The 16,731-nt window shown below is 59.5% G+C and carries 14 protein-coding genes; 1 reads left to right on the forward strand and 13 read right to left on the reverse strand.

Annotated features, from left to right (window positions below; genetic code table 11):
• Positions 1–49: 49 nt before the first annotated feature.
• The 3 genes from CIC07_RS17195 to CIC07_RS17205 all read right to left on the reverse strand — a co-directional run bounded on the left by CIC07_RS17195 (position 50) and on the right by CIC07_RS17205 (position 3,164).
• On the reverse strand, positions 50–1,012 hold the full coding sequence (locus CIC07_RS17195; protein WP_076354405.1) for an anti-sigma factor domain-containing protein: 963 nt from the start codon (positions 1,010–1,012) through the stop codon (positions 50–52).
• Positions 1,009–1,587 carry an RNA polymerase sigma factor gene (locus tag CIC07_RS17200; RefSeq protein ID WP_076354403.1) on the reverse strand — a complete coding sequence of 193 codons (579 nt, stop codon included), beginning with the start codon at positions 1,585–1,587 and terminating at the stop codon, positions 1,009–1,011. The genes CIC07_RS17195 and CIC07_RS17200 overlap by 4 nt, the downstream gene beginning before the upstream one ends.
• Positions 1,588–1,724: 137 nt before the next feature.
• The gene (locus tag CIC07_RS17205; protein WP_076354401.1) at positions 1,725–3,164 is read right to left on the reverse strand and encodes a polysaccharide deacetylase family protein; all 1,440 of its coding nucleotides are present in this window, start codon (positions 3,162–3,164) and stop codon (positions 1,725–1,727) included.
• Positions 3,165–3,353: 189 nt separating this feature from the next.
• Here CIC07_RS17205 and CIC07_RS17210 point away from each other — a divergent pair, with 189 nt between their 5' ends.
• Entirely contained in the window at positions 3,354–4,478 is a 1,125-nt protein-coding gene (locus tag CIC07_RS17210) for an AI-2E family transporter (RefSeq protein WP_076354399.1), read from the forward strand.
• A gap of 142 nt (positions 4,479–4,620) precedes the next feature.
• Here the strand turns inward: CIC07_RS17210 and CIC07_RS17215 are convergent, their stop codons facing one another.
• From CIC07_RS17215 to CIC07_RS17260, 10 genes are all read right to left on the reverse strand, one after another.
• Complete coding sequence (locus CIC07_RS17215) at positions 4,621–6,456, reverse strand: peptidoglycan D,D-transpeptidase FtsI family protein (RefSeq protein WP_076354397.1); 1,836 nt, start codon at positions 6,454–6,456, stop codon at positions 4,621–4,623.
• A gap of 315 nt (positions 6,457–6,771) precedes the next feature.
• Positions 6,772–8,820, reverse strand: a complete 2,049-nt coding sequence (locus tag CIC07_RS17220; protein ID WP_234992875.1) for a methyl-accepting chemotaxis protein — start codon at positions 8,818–8,820, stop codon at positions 6,772–6,774.
• Positions 8,821–8,988: 168 nt separating this feature from the next.
• The gene (locus CIC07_RS17225; RefSeq protein WP_076354393.1) at positions 8,989–11,145 is read right to left on the reverse strand and encodes a methyl-accepting chemotaxis protein; all 2,157 of its coding nucleotides are present in this window, start codon (positions 11,143–11,145) and stop codon (positions 8,989–8,991) included.
• A 701-nt stretch (positions 11,146–11,846) separates the two neighbouring features.
• Entirely contained in the window at positions 11,847–13,094 is a 1,248-nt protein-coding gene (locus CIC07_RS17230; RefSeq protein ID WP_076356818.1) for a peptidase U32 family protein, read from the reverse strand.
• Positions 13,095–13,128: 34 nt separating this feature from the next.
• Positions 13,129–14,067, reverse strand: coding sequence for a peptidase U32 family protein (locus CIC07_RS17235; RefSeq protein ID WP_076354391.1), 939 nt, complete (start codon positions 14,065–14,067; stop codon positions 13,129–13,131).
• Positions 14,068–14,090: 23 nt separating this feature from the next.
• On the reverse strand, positions 14,091–15,188 hold the full coding sequence (gene mltG, locus CIC07_RS17240; RefSeq protein WP_442953333.1) for an endolytic transglycosylase MltG: 1,098 nt from the start codon (positions 15,186–15,188) through the stop codon (positions 14,091–14,093).
• 105 nt (positions 15,189–15,293) lie between these two features.
• A complete protein-coding gene (locus CIC07_RS17245) occupies positions 15,294–15,602 on the reverse strand; it encodes a DUF1292 domain-containing protein (RefSeq protein WP_076354390.1) in 309 nt (102 codons plus the stop codon).
• Positions 15,602–15,910: a DUF1292 domain-containing protein gene (locus CIC07_RS17250; RefSeq protein WP_076354388.1), complete on the reverse strand. Its 309-nt coding sequence runs from the start codon at positions 15,908–15,910 to the stop codon at positions 15,602–15,604. Before CIC07_RS17250 ends, CIC07_RS17245 begins: the two co-directional genes overlap by 1 nt.
• A gap of 8 nt (positions 15,911–15,918) precedes the next feature.
• The gene (gene ruvX / locus CIC07_RS17255; RefSeq protein ID WP_021878637.1) at positions 15,919–16,332 is read right to left on the reverse strand and encodes a Holliday junction resolvase RuvX; all 414 of its coding nucleotides are present in this window, start codon (positions 16,330–16,332) and stop codon (positions 15,919–15,921) included.
• 38 nt (positions 16,333–16,370) lie between these two features.
• Positions 16,371–16,631, reverse strand: a complete 261-nt coding sequence (locus tag CIC07_RS17260; RefSeq protein WP_048745194.1) for an IreB family regulatory phosphoprotein — start codon at positions 16,629–16,631, stop codon at positions 16,371–16,373.
• Between the last annotated feature and the right edge of the window lie 100 nt (positions 16,632–16,731).

The raw sequence follows: 16,731 nt of genomic DNA on the forward strand, positions 1-16,731 counted from the left end.
TGCGCTTGCCGCAGGGGGATTGTTTTTCGTTCGGCTTCCATGGTTCACATCAAGCCTTCAGGCCTCCGGCCATGACCATCGTTCCGCGCGGCGCGGTGCCGAACGCATCCGGCTCCAGTGTGATCGCCACCTGATCGAAGGAATCCGGCTTGAACGTGAACGTAATGGCGCCGGAGCCGTTCACCGGCTTGAACGTGCCGGCATTCACGGGCTTGTCGCCCTTGATGAGCCATACCTGGAAAGCCTGGCTGTCCTTAAGCGCGGGAAGCTTGCTGGCCTGCACGATCAAGTGCGTGCCCTTGGCATCCACGACGATATATGCCTGCCCTTTGGCGACCATATTTTTGACGGGCTTGAGCGAGATGATCTGGCTTACGGCCGCGTCGGCCGACGGCTTCATCACTTCCTGCAGCTCCGACTGGGCCTGCACCAGATTCTGCCTGGCCGCCTCGAGCTCGCCCGAGAGCAGTTCATTCCTTTTGCCGAGGCTGTCCATGCGCTGGGCGAGGGTGCCGCACACAAGCAGCATGACCGCTGCCGCTCCGGCCAGAAGCGCCACCAGACGAGGCCTGCGTCCGCCGGCTGCAGCAGTCCTTCTGCCGCTTCCGTCGCTCGAAGTCCAGGCTGTCGATCCTGCGTCCGCGCTTCGCTTGGTCGCGGAACCCGCTTCTGTCCGCCGGCTCCCGGAAGCAGCTGCCTCGGGGAGATCCACCTTCGCCCGAGCGGCAGCGGCTTCCCTTCTCAAGCCCGGCTCCTGAGCGTCGCTCCGGCCGAGCACCGCTCCCAGCACTCGTTTCTTCATTCCCTCGGGAGGATCGACCGGATCGACCGCCAGCGGCAGCAGATTCATCAGCTTCCGCAGCTCCTGCAGCTCCGCGCCGCATTCAGCGCACTGCTCCAGATGCTCTTCGAATGCGGCGCGCTCAGCGGCGTCAAGCGCTCCTGCGGCGTACAGCTCCACATTGTCGCATTCCGCGTTTTTGCCATGCGGCTGATTGGGCTGGCTTGTCATGATCGAACCCCCTCTCTCCAGACTTCCCCGAGACTTTTGCGCAGCTGCCTGAGCGCCAGCCGGACCCGGCTTTTGACTGTGCCCAGCGGAATATGATGCAGCTCGGATATTTCCTGCTGCGTGTATCCCCCGTAATAAACCCATTCCAGCACCCGCTTCTGCTCCTCGTTAAGCTCCGCCAGAGCTTCCTTCACATGCTCCGCCATGAGCCTGTCCATCGCAGCCTGCTCCGTCGTCTCCGGGTCCTTGACCCCCTGCCAGTCCTCCTCGGATCCCGAAGCCGCCGGACGGCGGTCGCGCTTGCGGATCCAGTCGATGGAGAGGTTGCGCGCGAGCGTGAACATCCATGTGCTCACTTTGCCTGTGCGCCGGTTCAGGTCAAACGATTCGGCATGATTCCATACTTTGAAAAAAAGCTCCTGCACGATTTCCTCCGACGCCATGACGTCTCCGACGATGCGGTAGACAAAGGCGTAGACGGGCCGCTCATATCGATCATACAGCTGCTCGAGAGCATCGCTGTCCTTCGCCGCTATCCGTTGGAGGAGCTGCTCCTCCCAAGCCGTTTCGCTCATTGTTTCCTCTCCTTCCCGCTTCTCCCATCATAGCCTTTCCCGCCCGAAAGTCCAGTGGATTTCCGGACACAAAAAAGACTGCTTCACGGAGAGCGGCGCTCCGAAAAGCAGTCTTGCCTCATCTGATGCGCCGAGCTTCAGGAAGCGCTGGGGCTTCCGCTTGCGATCGGTTCGACCGAGGCTCCCGACTCGGCAGCCGGAACAGCTCCGGAGCCCTTCGGCTGCCTGGCCGCTTCCCGGCCGTCCGCATCTCGTGAAGCGGACGGCGTCCGGGCTGCATGCCGCAGTATATCCTCGCGCGACATCAGCAGCATGCGGGGAGTCATCGGCTTTTTGTCTCTTTCCTTGCCTTTGCGGCCGGCGGCTTTCTTCTTCGGCCTTGCCGTGAGAACCCGGAACAGAATACGAAGATAAATTCGGGATGCTTTGGCAAATAAATTCTCAGGAAGGTCGAATACCTGGAACCCGAGCCTGTCGGTTCCCCTATGAATCATAGTGACTCCATAAATAGCCTTGACGGAGCTCGTTTCAGGATCGTTCAGAACCTGCCTCGACAAGGCGGGAAGCGCCGTCTCCATCTCCCGGATCAAGTGGATGATGACGGCCATGGGGGAGGTCGAGCGTCCCGACACCCTGCGCAGCATGTCGTTGTCGAGATGGATCTCGGCGACGGAGTCGCCTTTGCGGATGACCGCGCCTTCCTTCAGCTCCACCTCGGGACCGTTGTACGTCGTCTTGCGGTAGTAAAAGACCGTCCTGTCTCCCGAGCCCCGGACGGCCTTCAGCCGGAATACGAGGTGGAACAGCTTCTCGTACTGCAGCCATGTCCATGCCGCCGCTCGTCCGAGCAGGCCCGGCCTCGCTTCCTTGGCCTTGTCCGTGATCGCCATCATCTCCTCGATTCCGACAAATCGGAAGCCTCGGCGGCTTCCTTCCTCCAGATAGACGGTCAGCGCCTCCAGCATTTGCGCCGGTGCTTCCGCATCCGCGCCGAGAGTGAGTCCGCAGTCGTGCAGCAGCACCACCTCGCCCGGCCTCAGCTTCTTGAGCAGCCGTTCCGTAAGCCGATCGGCATTATCGTGGGCTTTCCAGTCTCCGAAGATGCCGGACCAGAGCACGATTTTGTACTGGCCTTTTTTGGAGAAATCGAACAGGTTCACGATTCCCCACGGCGGGCGGTAGTAGGCCGGCTTCAGCCCGGCTGCCGCTTCGATGATCTCCGCCGTCCGTTGTATCTGCTTCCTCACCGTGGCAGGCCTCATCAGCCAGTTGGTCTTGTGCACGTAGTTATGGATTCCGATCGTATGCCCTTCGTCCCGCATGCGCTGAAGAAGCTCAGGATGCCTCTCCGCATGGGATCCGACGACAAAAAAAGTCGCCTTGGCTCCGTGCCTGGCGAGCAAATCGAGAAGCTTGGGCGTATAAACGGGATCGGGCCCGTCATCGAACGTCAAGGCGATCTCTCGTTCCGTGAGGCCTTTTTTGAACACTCGGAATCCGAACATGCGGCTGACCAGCCCCGGGAGAAAAGCATACAGCGTCAAAAAGTAGAATCCCCAGACAAGCAAATTCTCCATGTTCTTTTCCCCACCATATTCTCTGTATTCTGTCGATTCCGGACACAAGCCTTCCGGAAGTCCATTGAAGTCAACATCCATTGTACCATAGTCCACGGGCAAAAAAAGCCTATCATCTCTAAAACTATAGTACAATACAGACAGAAATATGCTCGTACACCGCTATCTGGAGAAGGAGAACTCGACAGCATGCTGACCTTTTACCGCAAGTACTGGAGGACGGCTTTCGACATCGGCCTGATCGTCCTCACGGTTTACCTGATCATGCTATTATTCAGCTTTTTGTATTCCATCGCAGCCCCGATCTTCCTCTCGCTGCTCATCTTCGTCATCATCGAGCCTTTGGCCAAAGCCTTGAACCGGATCGGCATCAAGAAATCGCTCGCCTCGGCTGTTTCCATCCTGGTTTTCTCCGCGCTCGTTCTCGGCCTGTTTTTTGGAGCCGGCTATATCGTCGTCAAGGAAGCCACCGCGCTTGCGGACAAGCTTCCGGAGTACCAGAGCATGCTCGTCACCAAGGTGAATGCCGGATCGGATTGGCTCAAGGAGCAGGTAGGCGCCCTTCCTCCGGGCTCGGTCGACAAGCTGCAGGAATACGTCGACTCCCTTACCCTGTGGGGACAAAAAGTGGCCAAAGGCTTCCTCTTCAGCGCAGCGGGATACCTGTCCTCGGTCTCCGCCTTTATGTTTAACTTTATCGTCGGAATCATACTCGCTTATTTCCTCAGCATCGAAATCGGCGGCTGGAAAAAAATCGCCCGGGACAAAACGCCCCGGACGTTCAAGAAAGCCTTCGAATTTCTGCGCCTCAACGTCTTCTCAGGCATTACCGCTTATTTGAAGGCCCAGATGAAGCTGATCTCCATCACCTTCCTCGTCGTATTCGTGTCCCTCCTGCTGCTCGGGGTCGACAACGCGCTGACGATATCGGTGCTGGCCGCTGTGTTCGACATCCTGCCGCTCCTCGGGGTTGGAACGGTATTCATCCCCTGGATCATCTACCTGCTGGCTGTCGGGGACTTCAATCTGGCCATCTGGCTGACCATCCTGTTCCTCGTCATCGTGCTCGCCAGGCAGATTCTGGAGCCGCTCATTACCGGGGATACGCTCGGCGTCTCCGCCTTCACGATGCTGGCGTTCATGGTCATCTCCCTGTCGCTGTTCGGCGTCGCCGGCGTCATCCTCTCGCCCGTGCTGCTCATCCTTGTCAAAGCGTTGTACGACCAAGGCTATCTGAGCCGATGGATCACTCCGCCCAAGGATGAATATGATCTGCCGGACTATGGAAGGTCCGATCCGCCAGCAGAGGCGTGAGACCATCGGGGGGGCTCGGCAATCCGCTGGAATGAAGCTTGGCCTTGGCTCGGCCTTGGCTCAACTTTAACTCGCCTTGGCTCGGCCTCAGCTTGGCCGCAGCTCGGCCATTGAAATTCGGCTCGATCTCAGGCGATTCTCGTCAAGGGAGCCGCTCCGCGCCGGAGGCTTCCCAGGCAGCCAGCGTATCCATGACGCTGCCGAACAGCTTCGCCGCCTGGTTCGGGCTCCCCTCCGGCCTGTTCTCGGCCAGCACCGCTACGGCATAACGGGGGCTGCGGACAGGGCCGTAACCGACGAACCATTGATGGTTGCCCTGTCCCGGCCGTCCTGTCTCCGCTGTCCCGGATTTGCCCGCCAGCTGCCAAGACATGCGCTGCAGGGAACGCCCCGTCCCGCCGCTTACGACCGCCTCCATGCCTTTGCGCAGAGCTGCCGCCGTAGCCGGAGCGATGCGGCCGTACGGCGACTCCAGCTCATGGGCCGGCAGCCGGGCAAGCAGCTGCCCGTCGGCATATCGGACTTCTCGGAGCAGCCTCGGCTCGAGGACCTGCCCGCCATGCAGAAGGGTGACCATCAGATTGGCCGCCTGGAGCGGAGACGCCAGCACATCCTGCTGGCCGATTCCAGTCCGGGCAAGCTCGCCTCCCGACAGTTTGCCATTCGCTCCCCTTCGGGAGAACACTTGGCCCGATTCCTCTTCCCACAGAAGCCGCAGCGGCCCCTTGAGAGGCCCTGCGGCTTCTCCGTCCTCCAGGCTCCAGCCTACTCTCTTTCCGAGCCCGAGCCGGTCTGCGGTGATCTGGATCTGGGAGGGGGTCAGCCGCTCGGCGAGCCCGGCAAAAACGATATTGCAGGATTGCGCCAGTCCTTGCCGCAGCGTAACGAGCCCATGGCCTCCCTCTTTCCAGCAGGACAGTCCGTAACGGCCGTATTCGCCGGGACAGAAAAACTTCTCTCCCTCGCTCGTCACGCCTGCCTCCAGCGCCGCCGCTTCCGTAACCAACTTGAAGACCGAGCCGGGAGTGAACGCTTTGACAGCATGATTTTCCGTCCCGGACAGAGTGCCGTCGAGCTTGAGCGGGTCAAAGGAAGGCATCGACACCATCGCAACGATCTCGGCGCTGCGGACATCCAGCACCACGACCGCCCCTTTGGCGAGCCCTTCCAGACGCGCCTTCCTTTCCAGCTCCCGCTGCAAGGGAAGGCTGATGGTCGTGACGGCTTGGAGCGGGTAGAGAGGCGTAGACGGGCGCGTGAGCGTCATGTCCAGCCCCTTGAGCGGAGCCCCTCCTCCGTCCGTGAAATATCGCGCGTAGGACGGGCCCGTTCCCCGCAGCACTTTTTCAAGCGACAGCTCCAGACCCGCTCCACCCGTTCGATCGGAAAGGGCCGCCTTGCCCTGTCGCAGCTGCTTGGCGTACAATTCCCGAATCCGATCCGGGTTCTCGCTGACATAACCGATTGCTTGGATTCCGCTTTCCCCTTCCAGATAACGCGCCCGAACCGGAAGTACCGCTACCCCTTCGATCCGCAGGCCCGCCAGCTCCCGCTCCTGGGAAGCGCTCAGCCGGCGCGGAATTCCCGATCCGGGATCATGCCAGAATTCAGGCGAATTCAGGCCGGACAGCTTCTCTGTCAGCTCCACCCTCCCGATGCCCATGATCCGCGCGAGGACGGAGAGATCGCTTCCCGTTCCCCTGCTCTCCGAAGAAGGCAAGGGGAAAAGCGCAAGCGAGCGATAGGAGAAGCCGGTAAGCGGCAGTCCCGAACGGTCGCGGAAGTCTCCTCTCCCGGAATCAAGCTGAAGGCTTTGGCTGTGCAGCTGCAGCGGGCCGGCAGGCCGGCGCTGCCCTCCAGCCGGACTGCCGGAAGCGTGCCGGGAAGGAAGGAGATCAATCCAGGCAAGGCGTGCCATGCAGACAAGCATGACGATCGTAATCAGGCAAGCAGCGGTTCTCATGCGGCGTACGGACATAGGATGGCCTCCGAATTATCCAATCGATTGATTCTATATTCCAGCATTCCCCATCCACCGTTCGGCTAACAGCGGGAAAAAAGAAACAAAGCCAAAGAAGCCCCTTTGCTCTCGGCAAAGGGGCTTCTTGCTGCTTCTTGCTGCTTCTTGCTGCTTCTTGCTGCTTCTTGCTGCTTCTTGCTGCTTCTTGCTGCTTCTTGCTGCTTCTTGCTGCTTCTTGCTGCTTCTTGCTGCTTCTTGCTGCTTCTTGCTGCTTCTTGCTGCTTCTTGTCTCTTGCTTCCTGTTTCTTGCTGCTTCTTAAGCTGCCCTTGTCGCTATTCCGTCCGGAACCGCTCCAGAGATTTCTGCAGCGAGCGCGACACTTCCTCCAGCTCGGAGGATAGATTGACAAGCCCTTCGCTCACGCCGAGCTGCTCGCTGCTCAAAGACGCGACTTCCTCCGACGTCGCCGAAGACTGCTCCGCCACGGCGCTTACGCTGCCCATCGCCTCGCTCAGCTGCGCCTGCGTCTCGTCCAGCGTCCGGATCGCCTCCGTCACGCCGTCCAGGCTTCTCGCCAGATCCGCCATCCGCGTCTGCACGTCCAGGAAGATTCCGTTCGCTTCCCGCACCGATCCGATCTGCTCCTGGAAGATCGGCTGCGCCTCCGACAGCACCGATACCGTCTCGTCGATCTCGCGCTGGATCGTATCGGTGATGCCTTCCACCACGCTGATCGATTCCCGCGACTGCTCGGCCAGCTGCCGGATTTCCCCGGCTACGACCATGAATCCCTTGCCTGCCGCTCCCGCCCGCGCCGCCTCGATCGACGCGTTCAGCGACAGGATGTTCGTCTGCTTCGCCACGCTTCCGAGCACGTCCAGAATTTTGCGGATCGAGCGCGTGCTGTCCTTCAGCCGGTCGACCTTCTCCGCCATTCCGCGCACCATGCCCTCCGCCAGGCCGGTCTGGTCGATCAGCGCCGCCATATGGCCGGTCCCCTGCGCACCGGCCGCTTCCATCTCGCCGGCCGCCGCGATCATGCCGTCATTGGACAGCTTCACCCGGCGCATGCTCTCGTCCATGCCGCTCGTCAGGTCGCTGCCCTTCTCCGCTTCCATCGCCAGGCTGGTCGCCCCGCCTGCGATCTCCTCCGTCGCCGCCGCGATTTCCCGCGCCGCTCCGGCCGTACGGCGGGACGACTGCCCGACCTCTCCGGCCGTCGACAGCACCTGCTCCGCGCTTTCCCGCGCCTGCTGCACGAGGCCTGTGATCTGCTCCATCATCTCGTTGAAGCTCGACGACAGCTGTCCGATCTCATCCTTGGATCGATGGCCGGAACGGATCGCGAGATTGCCTTTCTTCCCTTCGTTCATCAGGTTGCGCATCAGCCGCAGCGGGCGTCCGACGGAGTAGATGACATAGAGCCCGACAAGCAAGGCGAGAACGGCCGCAGCTGCAGCGATGATCCAGGTCATGCGCGAGATTTGGTTGGCATCCTTCACCAGCTCCGCGGTAGGCAGCATCGCGACGACCTTCCAGTCGTTCACCCCGAGCTTGTTGTAAATCGTCAGCACTTGGCCCGCCGGACTGTCCGCGCGGAAGCTTCCGCTATCTGCGTCGGATGGCGCATTGAAGTTGAAGGTTTTGCCTTCGCCGCCTTCTGCGCCGTCCTCAGCCGCCATCGTATCCGACAGCACGGCCTTGTCCGCTCCCAACAGGGCTACCCGGCTGTCGCTGCCGAGATTGATCGCATTGAGCTGATCGGAGATCAGCGATTCCCGCAGCTCGATCAGCATGACGAAAGCGTTCGTGCCCGAAGGCGATTTGATGACGCGAGCGAGCCCGATGGAAGGCTTGTCGCCGTTCTCCTGGAATCCCTTCGGCTGCGTCGGAATCCAGATCGGAAGTCCGTTCTGCTCGATCGCCGCTTTGACCCAGGCCGATTCCTTGACCTTCTCGTAGTTGAGATTGCCTGTGCCCAGAACCTGTGTCTTCGCATGGGGGTCGATCGGGACGAAGTTGACATTGAGCACGCCCTTGTTGGACATGGCCATCCCCGAGAGCTTGTCCGTAAGGATGCGCTGCGCGGAGAACACTCCGTACTCATCGACCGTCGAACTGAAGAACTCCCCTACATTGGACTGGATTTCCTTGTCCGTAAGGAATTGGACGGAGTAATTGAGGTAGTTGTCCAAGATCAGATCCAGCTTTCCGGCGATCTGACTGACCGTCTCTTCCGTGGAAGCGCTAACCTTTTTTTCAATCACATTCTTGGAAATGCCATAAGAGATTTGACCTACGGACAGAACGCAAACGAGAATACTGACAAAAACGATCAAAAACAGCTTGGCGCTTACATAACGCAGCGGGTTCAGCTTCATGGCAATTTCCATCCTCCAGCTTAGCGGTTGTTTCCTTAATATCGGATTCTGGTGCTGAGAAGTTTACATTTAAAATAAAAACCTGCGTCCTGCGCACCTTGACAGCTTATTTTTCATCGTTCAAGTAAACAAAAGACGGGCTTCCGCTGGAAACCCGCCTCATGCCGATTATGATTGTTCGATCCGGAACCGCTCCAAAGCCTTCTGCAGCGAGCGCGACACTTCCTCCAGCTCGGAGGAAAGGTTGACAAGCCCTTCGCTCACGCCCAGCTGCTCGCTGCTCAAAGACGCGACTTCCTCCGACGTCGCCGAAGACTGCTCCGCCACGGCGCTTACGCTGCCCATCGCCTCGCTCAGCTGCGCCTGCGTCTCGTCCAGCGTCCGGATCGCCTCCGTCACGCCGTCCAGGCTTCTCGCCAGATCCGCCATCCGCGTCTGCACGTCCAGGAAGATTCCGTTCGCTTCCCGCACCGATCCGATCTGCCCCTGGAAGATCGGCTGCGCCTCCGACAGCACCGATACCGTCTCGTCGATCTCGCGCTGGATCGTATCGGTGATGCCTTCCACCACGCTGATCGATTCCCGCGACTGCTCGGCCAGCTGCCGGATTTCCCCGGCTACGACCATGAATCCCTTGCCTGCCGCTCCCGCCCGCGCCGCCTCGATCGACGCGTTCAGCGACAGGATGTTCGTCTGCTTCGCCACGCTTCCGAGCACGTCCAGAATTTTGCGGATTGAGCGCGTGCTGTCCTTCAGCCGGTCGACCTTCTCCGCCATTCCGCGCACCATGCCCTCCGCCAGGCCGGTCTGGTCGATCAGCGCCGCCATATGGCCCGTCCCCTGCGCACCCGCCGCTTGGACCTCGCCTGCCGCCGCGATCATGCTGTCATTGGACAGCTTCACCCGGCGCATGCTCTCGTCCATGCCGGTCGTCAGGTCGCTGCCCTTCTCCGCTTCCATCGCCAGGCTGGTCGCCCCGCCCGCGATCTCCTCCGTCGCCGCCGCGATTTCCCGCGCCGCTCCGGCCGTACGGCGGGACGACTGCCCGACCTCTCCGGCCGTCGACAGCACCTGCTCCGCGCTTTCCCGCGCCTGCTGCACGAGGCCTGTGATCTGCTCCATCATCTCGTTGAAGCTCGACGACAGCTGTCCGATCTCGTCCTGCGAGCGATGGCCCGAGCGGATCGTCAGATTGCCTTTTTTCCCTTCGTTCATCAGGTTGCGGAGACGGCGAAGCGGTATTCCGACCATCCTCATGACGACGAATCCGAGCAGAATGGCCACGAGAACCGCGCCGATGGAAACATATACCGTCAAAATGTAGATTTTCCGCGCGTCCTTCACCAGCTCGCCAACCGGTATCGTTCCCGCTGCCATCCAGGGGTTGGCGTTGAATCGGTTGTAGATCGCAAGCGACTTCGTTCCGCTCTCGTCTGTGACGAACATTCCCGAATCGCCGTCCTTGGCTTGAGCGCTGAAGGCTACCGCGGATTTCTTTCCGATGAAGTCCCTGCCGGAAGCATCCAGCAGAATTCCGTCTTGGCGGTCGAGAATCGTGACCGTGCCGCCGTCGCCAAGCTGGGCGCCCTGGAGCTGGTCTTGGATGACCCGGTCCTGGATCTCGACAAGCACGACATAGATCGGATCCGTCCCGCCGGGCTCCCTAAGCGCACGGGCCAATCCAAGCGTCGGTTTTCCCCCATCCTGGAAGCCTGCCGGCTGCGTCGGGATCCAGACGCCTTGACTGAGGTCTTTCAGCGCTTCCTGGTACCAGGAAGCCTGATGGACCTTCTCCAGCTCCAGCTTGCCCGTTCCAAGAACCCGCTCGCTCAGCTTGGAGCTGACCGGAATCAGATTGAGGTTCTCCACCCCCGACGTGCCGAGGACCATGCTCTGGAGCTTGTTGTTGAGCTCGCGCTCCGCATTGGTCCGGGCATTGTCATCCGAGGCGTACATCGTAGAGCCGATCATGTTCTGCAGCGTGACATCCGCGACGAACTGCAGCGAGAAATCATTGAATTTGTCGAATACGAGATCAAGCTTGTCCGACATCTGCTTGAGCGTCGCCTGCGACGATTCCGACACCTTGGTCTCGATGACGCTCTTTGAAATTTGGTAGGAGAAGTATCCCATGAGCAGCACGCATGCCAAAATGCCAGCAAAAAAAGTAAGGAAGAGCTTCAGTCCGACCGATCGTCCGATGTTCAAGGAGAGCTTGCCGGCGCTGCCGGCCTTCGCTGCGGCCTGCCCGCCTGCTCTGTCGCCGCTGTTGAGGTTGTCCTTGTTTTTCCGCTTTTCTATCCATTCTGCCAAACGATTCCCCATCACCGTTCACCATCCTGTGGTCGCAATCTCTTTCTTATTCTTATCGGAATGCTGGACACAGGTCTTTAGTCTCATGTCAGATAAATATTTTCTTTACAATGCCTATGTTGAGAGCCGTTCCGTTGGTACAGCTCTTGAATAATCAAAATTCGAGATCAACATAGGTACTTTATGGAAGATAGTGGGATCGCAATGGAAAGGAATGACGTTTTGTCAAATAAACCATATGAAACTGAAATTGCCTTTTTCGTCTTCTTTAGCATATCTTTTATCCTTTTCATGGCGCAATCTCTCATGATTCGAGCCGATTTCGTTGCCATCCGCAAGAATTTCTCATATCAACCCTCTGCGCATGAGCAAACCCTCCCGCCTCCTCGAAAAGCCGGGAAGAAAGCTCTCCAGGAGACTCTGCAGGTACGATAAGACTATCACCATGCTAAGGACCATCACAGAGTCAAAAAAAACAACCGTCAGGTATGCGGGGGACACCTGCGGCTGCGACAGGCCAATCCCTGCTACTGAGATTCAGGCATTGAAACGCGGTCGAGCTCTACGGCATTCGGAATCATTTGGAATTGGGCCTATCGAAAAAATCCCCCGCCGGCCTCAAGGCCAGCGGGGGATTAAGTTTACCGTATCCATGCTGCGAAGATTGGCAGCCGCAGGCGCCAAATGCGCATGGAAGGCTTGGGCCGATTGCTTTAGCGGATGCGCTTGCGCATCATATCCATCGGATGGACAGGCTGAGCCGTCCGGATCCGCACATGCTGCAGCGGATGCCGCGCGGCATCGAGCAGCTGTCCTTCCAAGTCGCGGATCTCCTCCACCGACTGTTTGAAGAAGGTTCCTCCCGGTCCGAAGAACTCCACCTCGGTGCCGGGCTTGAAATGGTTGCGCTGCTGGATGACCGCTTCGCCTGTCGCCTCGTCGTAGGAGAGGACAACGCCGGCGAAGTCGTACGGAGCGGCTTTTTGCTCCGGCTCGTAAATATGGTCTTCCGTGCCCGGCGTATCGAAGAAGAAGCCCGTATTGAGCGGCCGGTTGGCGGACTTGTTGATCTCATCCACCCATTCCGGCTTCAGCTCGTACCTGTCGGGATCGGCGAAGTAAGCATCGATGGCCTGGCGGTAAGCGTTGACGACGGTAGCTACGTAATGAAGGCTTTTCATCCGGCCCTCGATCTTGAAGCTGTCCACGCCGACCTCGATCAGCTCCGGCAGATGCGAGATCATGCACAGGTCCTTGGAGCCCATTGTGAACTGGCTGTCCTGCTCGCTGTTGACGGAATCGCCGTCCACGTACAGATCGTACTTCCAGCGGCAGGACTGGCAGCAGCCGCCGCGGTTGGAATCCCGGTCGGTGAAGTGGTTGGAGAGCACGCAGCGGCCGGAGAACGAGGAGCACATCGCGCCGTGGATGAACGCCTCGATCTCGATGTCGACATGGGCTTTCATCTCCGCGATTTCCTCCAGGCTCGTCTCCCGCGCAAGCACGACGCGCGGCAGCCCTTCATCCTTCCAGAACTTGACCGTGCGCCAGTTGAGCACCGACTGCTGGGTGCTGAGATGGACCTCCAGGCCGGGAGCGACCCGCTGGGCCGTCTCTACGATGGCGGGATCAGCCGCGATGATCGCGGCTATGCCGGCCTCTTCGAGGCCGCGCAGATAGTCCTCAAGCCCTTCGATGTCTTCGTTGTGGGCGTAGATGTTCGTCGCGACGAATACCTTCGCGCCATAACGGGCGGCGAACTCGACGCCTTCGCGCATTTCCTCGAAGCTGAAGTTGTCCGCACCCGAGCGGAGCCCGTACTTCTGCCCGCCGATATAGACGGCGTCGGCGCCGTAATGCACCGCGAACTTGAGCTTCTCCAGGTTGCCGGCCGGAGCGAGCAGCTCCGGCTTGTCCAGGCGATGGCGCTTTCCTTTGAGAAGGGGTTTGTTTGTAGTCATAGACATGATGTATTCACCTCCTGCTTGCATGGGATCAATAGACTTGCTCTTTGAAGAAGAAGCCGTAGCTCAGCTCCCGGCTCGGGTCCTGAAGCTCGCGGATGGCGTCCAGCCATTCTTCCTTGAACTCGTAGTTTTGCGGATCGGCGGCATACGCGTCGATTGCCGCGCGATAGGCGCGGATGACGGTCTCGTTGTACGCCGCCGTTTTCATCAAGCCCTCGACCCGCAGGCTGTCGATTCCCGCTTCCATCAGCTCATGCAGGTTCTCGATCATGCAGACGTCATCGGAGCTCATCATATAAGTCCCATGGGCATCCTGGTAGATCGGATAGCGCTCGTCCCTGCGCTCCTCCTCCATCAGATAGAGGCCTTGGCCGAGACGGCTGTCAAGCTCCGATGCTTCCTTGCCGAGATGGCCCATATAGCTGTCGACAAGAGAGCGCTTGGAATGGTAGATGTTCGTCATTCCGTGCACCTGGACCTGAACCTCCAGGCTGGTCCGCTGCTTGATCTCGATGATCTGCTCCATGTTCAGCTCGCGCGCGAGCACGATCCGCGACGCTCCCCTGCGGCCCCAGTAATCGGCCTGGGCGTAGCTCGTCGAGGTCATCTCGGCGTTCCAGTGCAGCGCCACGCCCGGCGCCGCCTCCCGCGCGGTCACCAGGACGGACGGATCGCCGAAGACGATCGCATCCACGCCGATTTGCGCCAGAGAGCCGAGATATTCGGGCAATGAGTCTGCGGCCGCATTGTCCAGCAAGTTGTTGACGGCGGCGTAAATCCGCACGGGACGGGCGAAGCCATGCGCCGCCTCGACGGCCTCGGCCATCTCCCCGAGTCCGAATTCGCCCGGCAGCCTCGCTCCGTATTTGGATTCTCCGATGATGAACGCATCCGCTCCGGCTTCCATGAGCTTGCGGAGCTCGCCCAAGGAAGCAGCTGTTGTCAATAGTTCCGGTTTGGTATTCAAGTTGCGTCGTTCCTCCTTGCCTTTTACTTCCCGCTCTGCTTGATGTTGTTCAGATGCTGCTCGTAGGTGACGGCGAACAGGTGACGGCTGCTGCCGTCCTTCTTCGTCACATAATAGTAGTATTCGTTCTTCTCCGGATGCAGCGCGGCATCGATGGACTTCAAGCTCGGGCTGCTGATCGGTCCCGGCGGCAGGCCGTCGCTGCGGTACGTGTTGTAGGGGCTCTGGACCTCGAGATCCTTCTCGTACAGCCTTTCCTTGGGCTTGTCCAGCAAGTACTGCACGGTGGCGTCGATCTGCAGGCGCATCGGCTTGGCCAGACGGTTGTAGATGACGCCGGCGACGGCAGCCCGCTCCGCGTCGACGACGACCTCGCGCTCGACCAGAGAGGCGACGGTAAGCAGCTCATGCAGCGACATGCCCCGCTCCTGCAGCGTCTCGTCCAGGTCGGGCAGCTCGGCAAGCTTGCGGTCGGTCTCCTCCACCATGCGGGTGAGGATATCCTCCTCGGTGCTGCCCTTCTTGAGCTCGTAGGTGTCCGGGAACAAATAGCCTTCCAGACGGTGGCGGATCCGGGAATCCTCCGGAATCGTCTTGACCGCTTCGGCGTCGCCCCAGGCTTTATTGGAATCGGCCAGCTCAAGGAAGCGGTTCTTGTCGATGATGCCTTCCTTCGACAGCTTGTCCGCGATCTGCAGCAGGGTGTATCCTTCCGGAATCGTGAACCGGATGACCGCTTCCTTCACCGTCGAGCCGCTGTTCAGCTTCTGGATGATCGATTCATGCTCCATGCCCGGCGCGAGCTCGTACGTTCCGGCCTGGAAGCTCCCGCCCTGTTCCTTGAATTTCAGGTAATATTTGAAAATGAAGGCATTCCGAATAATGCCTTCCCGCTCCAGAAGGTCGGCCACCTGAAACGGCGACATGCCCCGGGCGATCTGCACCTGCTTCATCTCGCCCGCGGCCGCAGGCCGCAGTCCGTTCCATATATACCCTGCGATTCCTGCAGCCGTCACGAGCAGCAGGGTTAGCAGCGTCAGCACTACCCAAAGCGTAATCCGGCTTCTCGCCGGCCCGGACGGCTGCCCGCCCGGCATGCCGCTCATTTCTTCGTTCCGCATCTCTATCCCTGTCCCCCGCTTCGCAAGTGTCGCCGGCCTCCGCTTCCATCGGCGCTTTCATGACACAACCAAAAGGGGCGGTGTCAGCCGCCCCTGCGTCAACTGCTATTCCTCGTTGTCTGAGCCTTCGAAAAGCAGGGCGTCATAGGATTCGGCCGCAAGCTCCCACTCTTCGTCATCCTCGATCGTCTCCAGCTCAGGAGTTCCATCCACGCCAAGCACGATCAGGAACATCTCCACTTCGCCTTCCTTGCGCAGGGCAGGAGATTGGAGAGCGGCGTAGCTGCGGTCGCCGAGGCTGAATTCCGCTTGGACCGTATAAGGAATTTCCTGTCCGCTGTCGTCGACGAGCAGAACTTCCCGGCCGAATGTTTCTTTAAGGAGCGTGATGCGCTCCGGCTGCGATATGCTCATTAACCTTGTTCTTCCTCCAGTTCGCCGAGCAAGGTATTGAACGTTTCCTCTACCATGCTCCACTCTTCTTCGTCTTCGATCGTGTACAGCTTGAGATCGTCGCCATCCTCCTCGTAACGGAAGGCGTACACCTCGTCCTCTTCATCCTCTTCTCCGGCTTCGGAGTTCAGGGGAACGACCATCATATATTTCTGGTCCGAGCCGTCAACCTCGAACTTCATGATTACCTCGAATTCCTCTTCGTTGCCGTCTTCGTCCGGAATATAGATGATTTCCGGCTCTTCGTACTGCATGTCGTCATTTGCCATCGTTACCCTCACCTTTTCATCTTAGAGTCGAGATAGTTTTGCAAAATAAGCGCGGCCGCCATCTTATCCACGACCTGCTTTCGTTTCTTGCGGCTGACATCCGCCTCGATGAGCGTCCGCTCTGCGGATACCGTCGTAAGTCTTTCGTCCCATAGGTGTACAGGTAAGTTCAGTACTTGCCCCAATTCCTCGGCAAATGCGATGCAAATTTCGCCACGCGGACCAATGCTGCCGTTCATGTTCTTGGGCAGCCCGACAACGATTCCAACCACTTCATGCTCAGCCGCAAGCGCGGCGAGACGCTGCATCTCGCTGCCGTCCCTGCGCTGCACCACTTCGAGCCCCTGGGCCGTCCAGCCCATTGGGTCGCTGAGGGCAACGCCGATTCGGCGGTCGCCGTAATCCAAGCCCATCAATCTCATCTGCCGCTACCCTCTCCAGTCGCCAGCCTGCCGTTCAATCAGCGGTGATTGGCCAGATAGGAGCGCACTAATTCCTCAATGAGCTCGTCTCGTTCCTTCTTGCGGATCAGGCTTCTTGCGTTGTTGTGCCTCGGGATGTAAGCGGGATCTCCGGACAGGAGATACCCGACGATCTGGTTGATCGGATTGTAGTCCTTGTCCACCAGCGCGTCGTACACCGTCAGCAGGATATCCTTCGAGGAAGCCTCAGGACCGTCCGCAACCACGTCAAACTTCATTGTCTTGTCCATGGAGCTCACCGCCAGCACCTCGCTTTCCTCTGGCCCCCGCTCAGGAGGCTCTTCGGAGTCGTATCGAATTCATTGAAATTCTCTACTTCCCTGCGCAAGCGCCGGCCGT

Source organism: Paenibacillus sp. RUD330 (assembly GCF_002243345.2).
In the GTDB taxonomy this organism is placed as follows: domain Bacteria; phylum Bacillota; class Bacilli; order Paenibacillales; family Paenibacillaceae; genus Paenibacillus_O.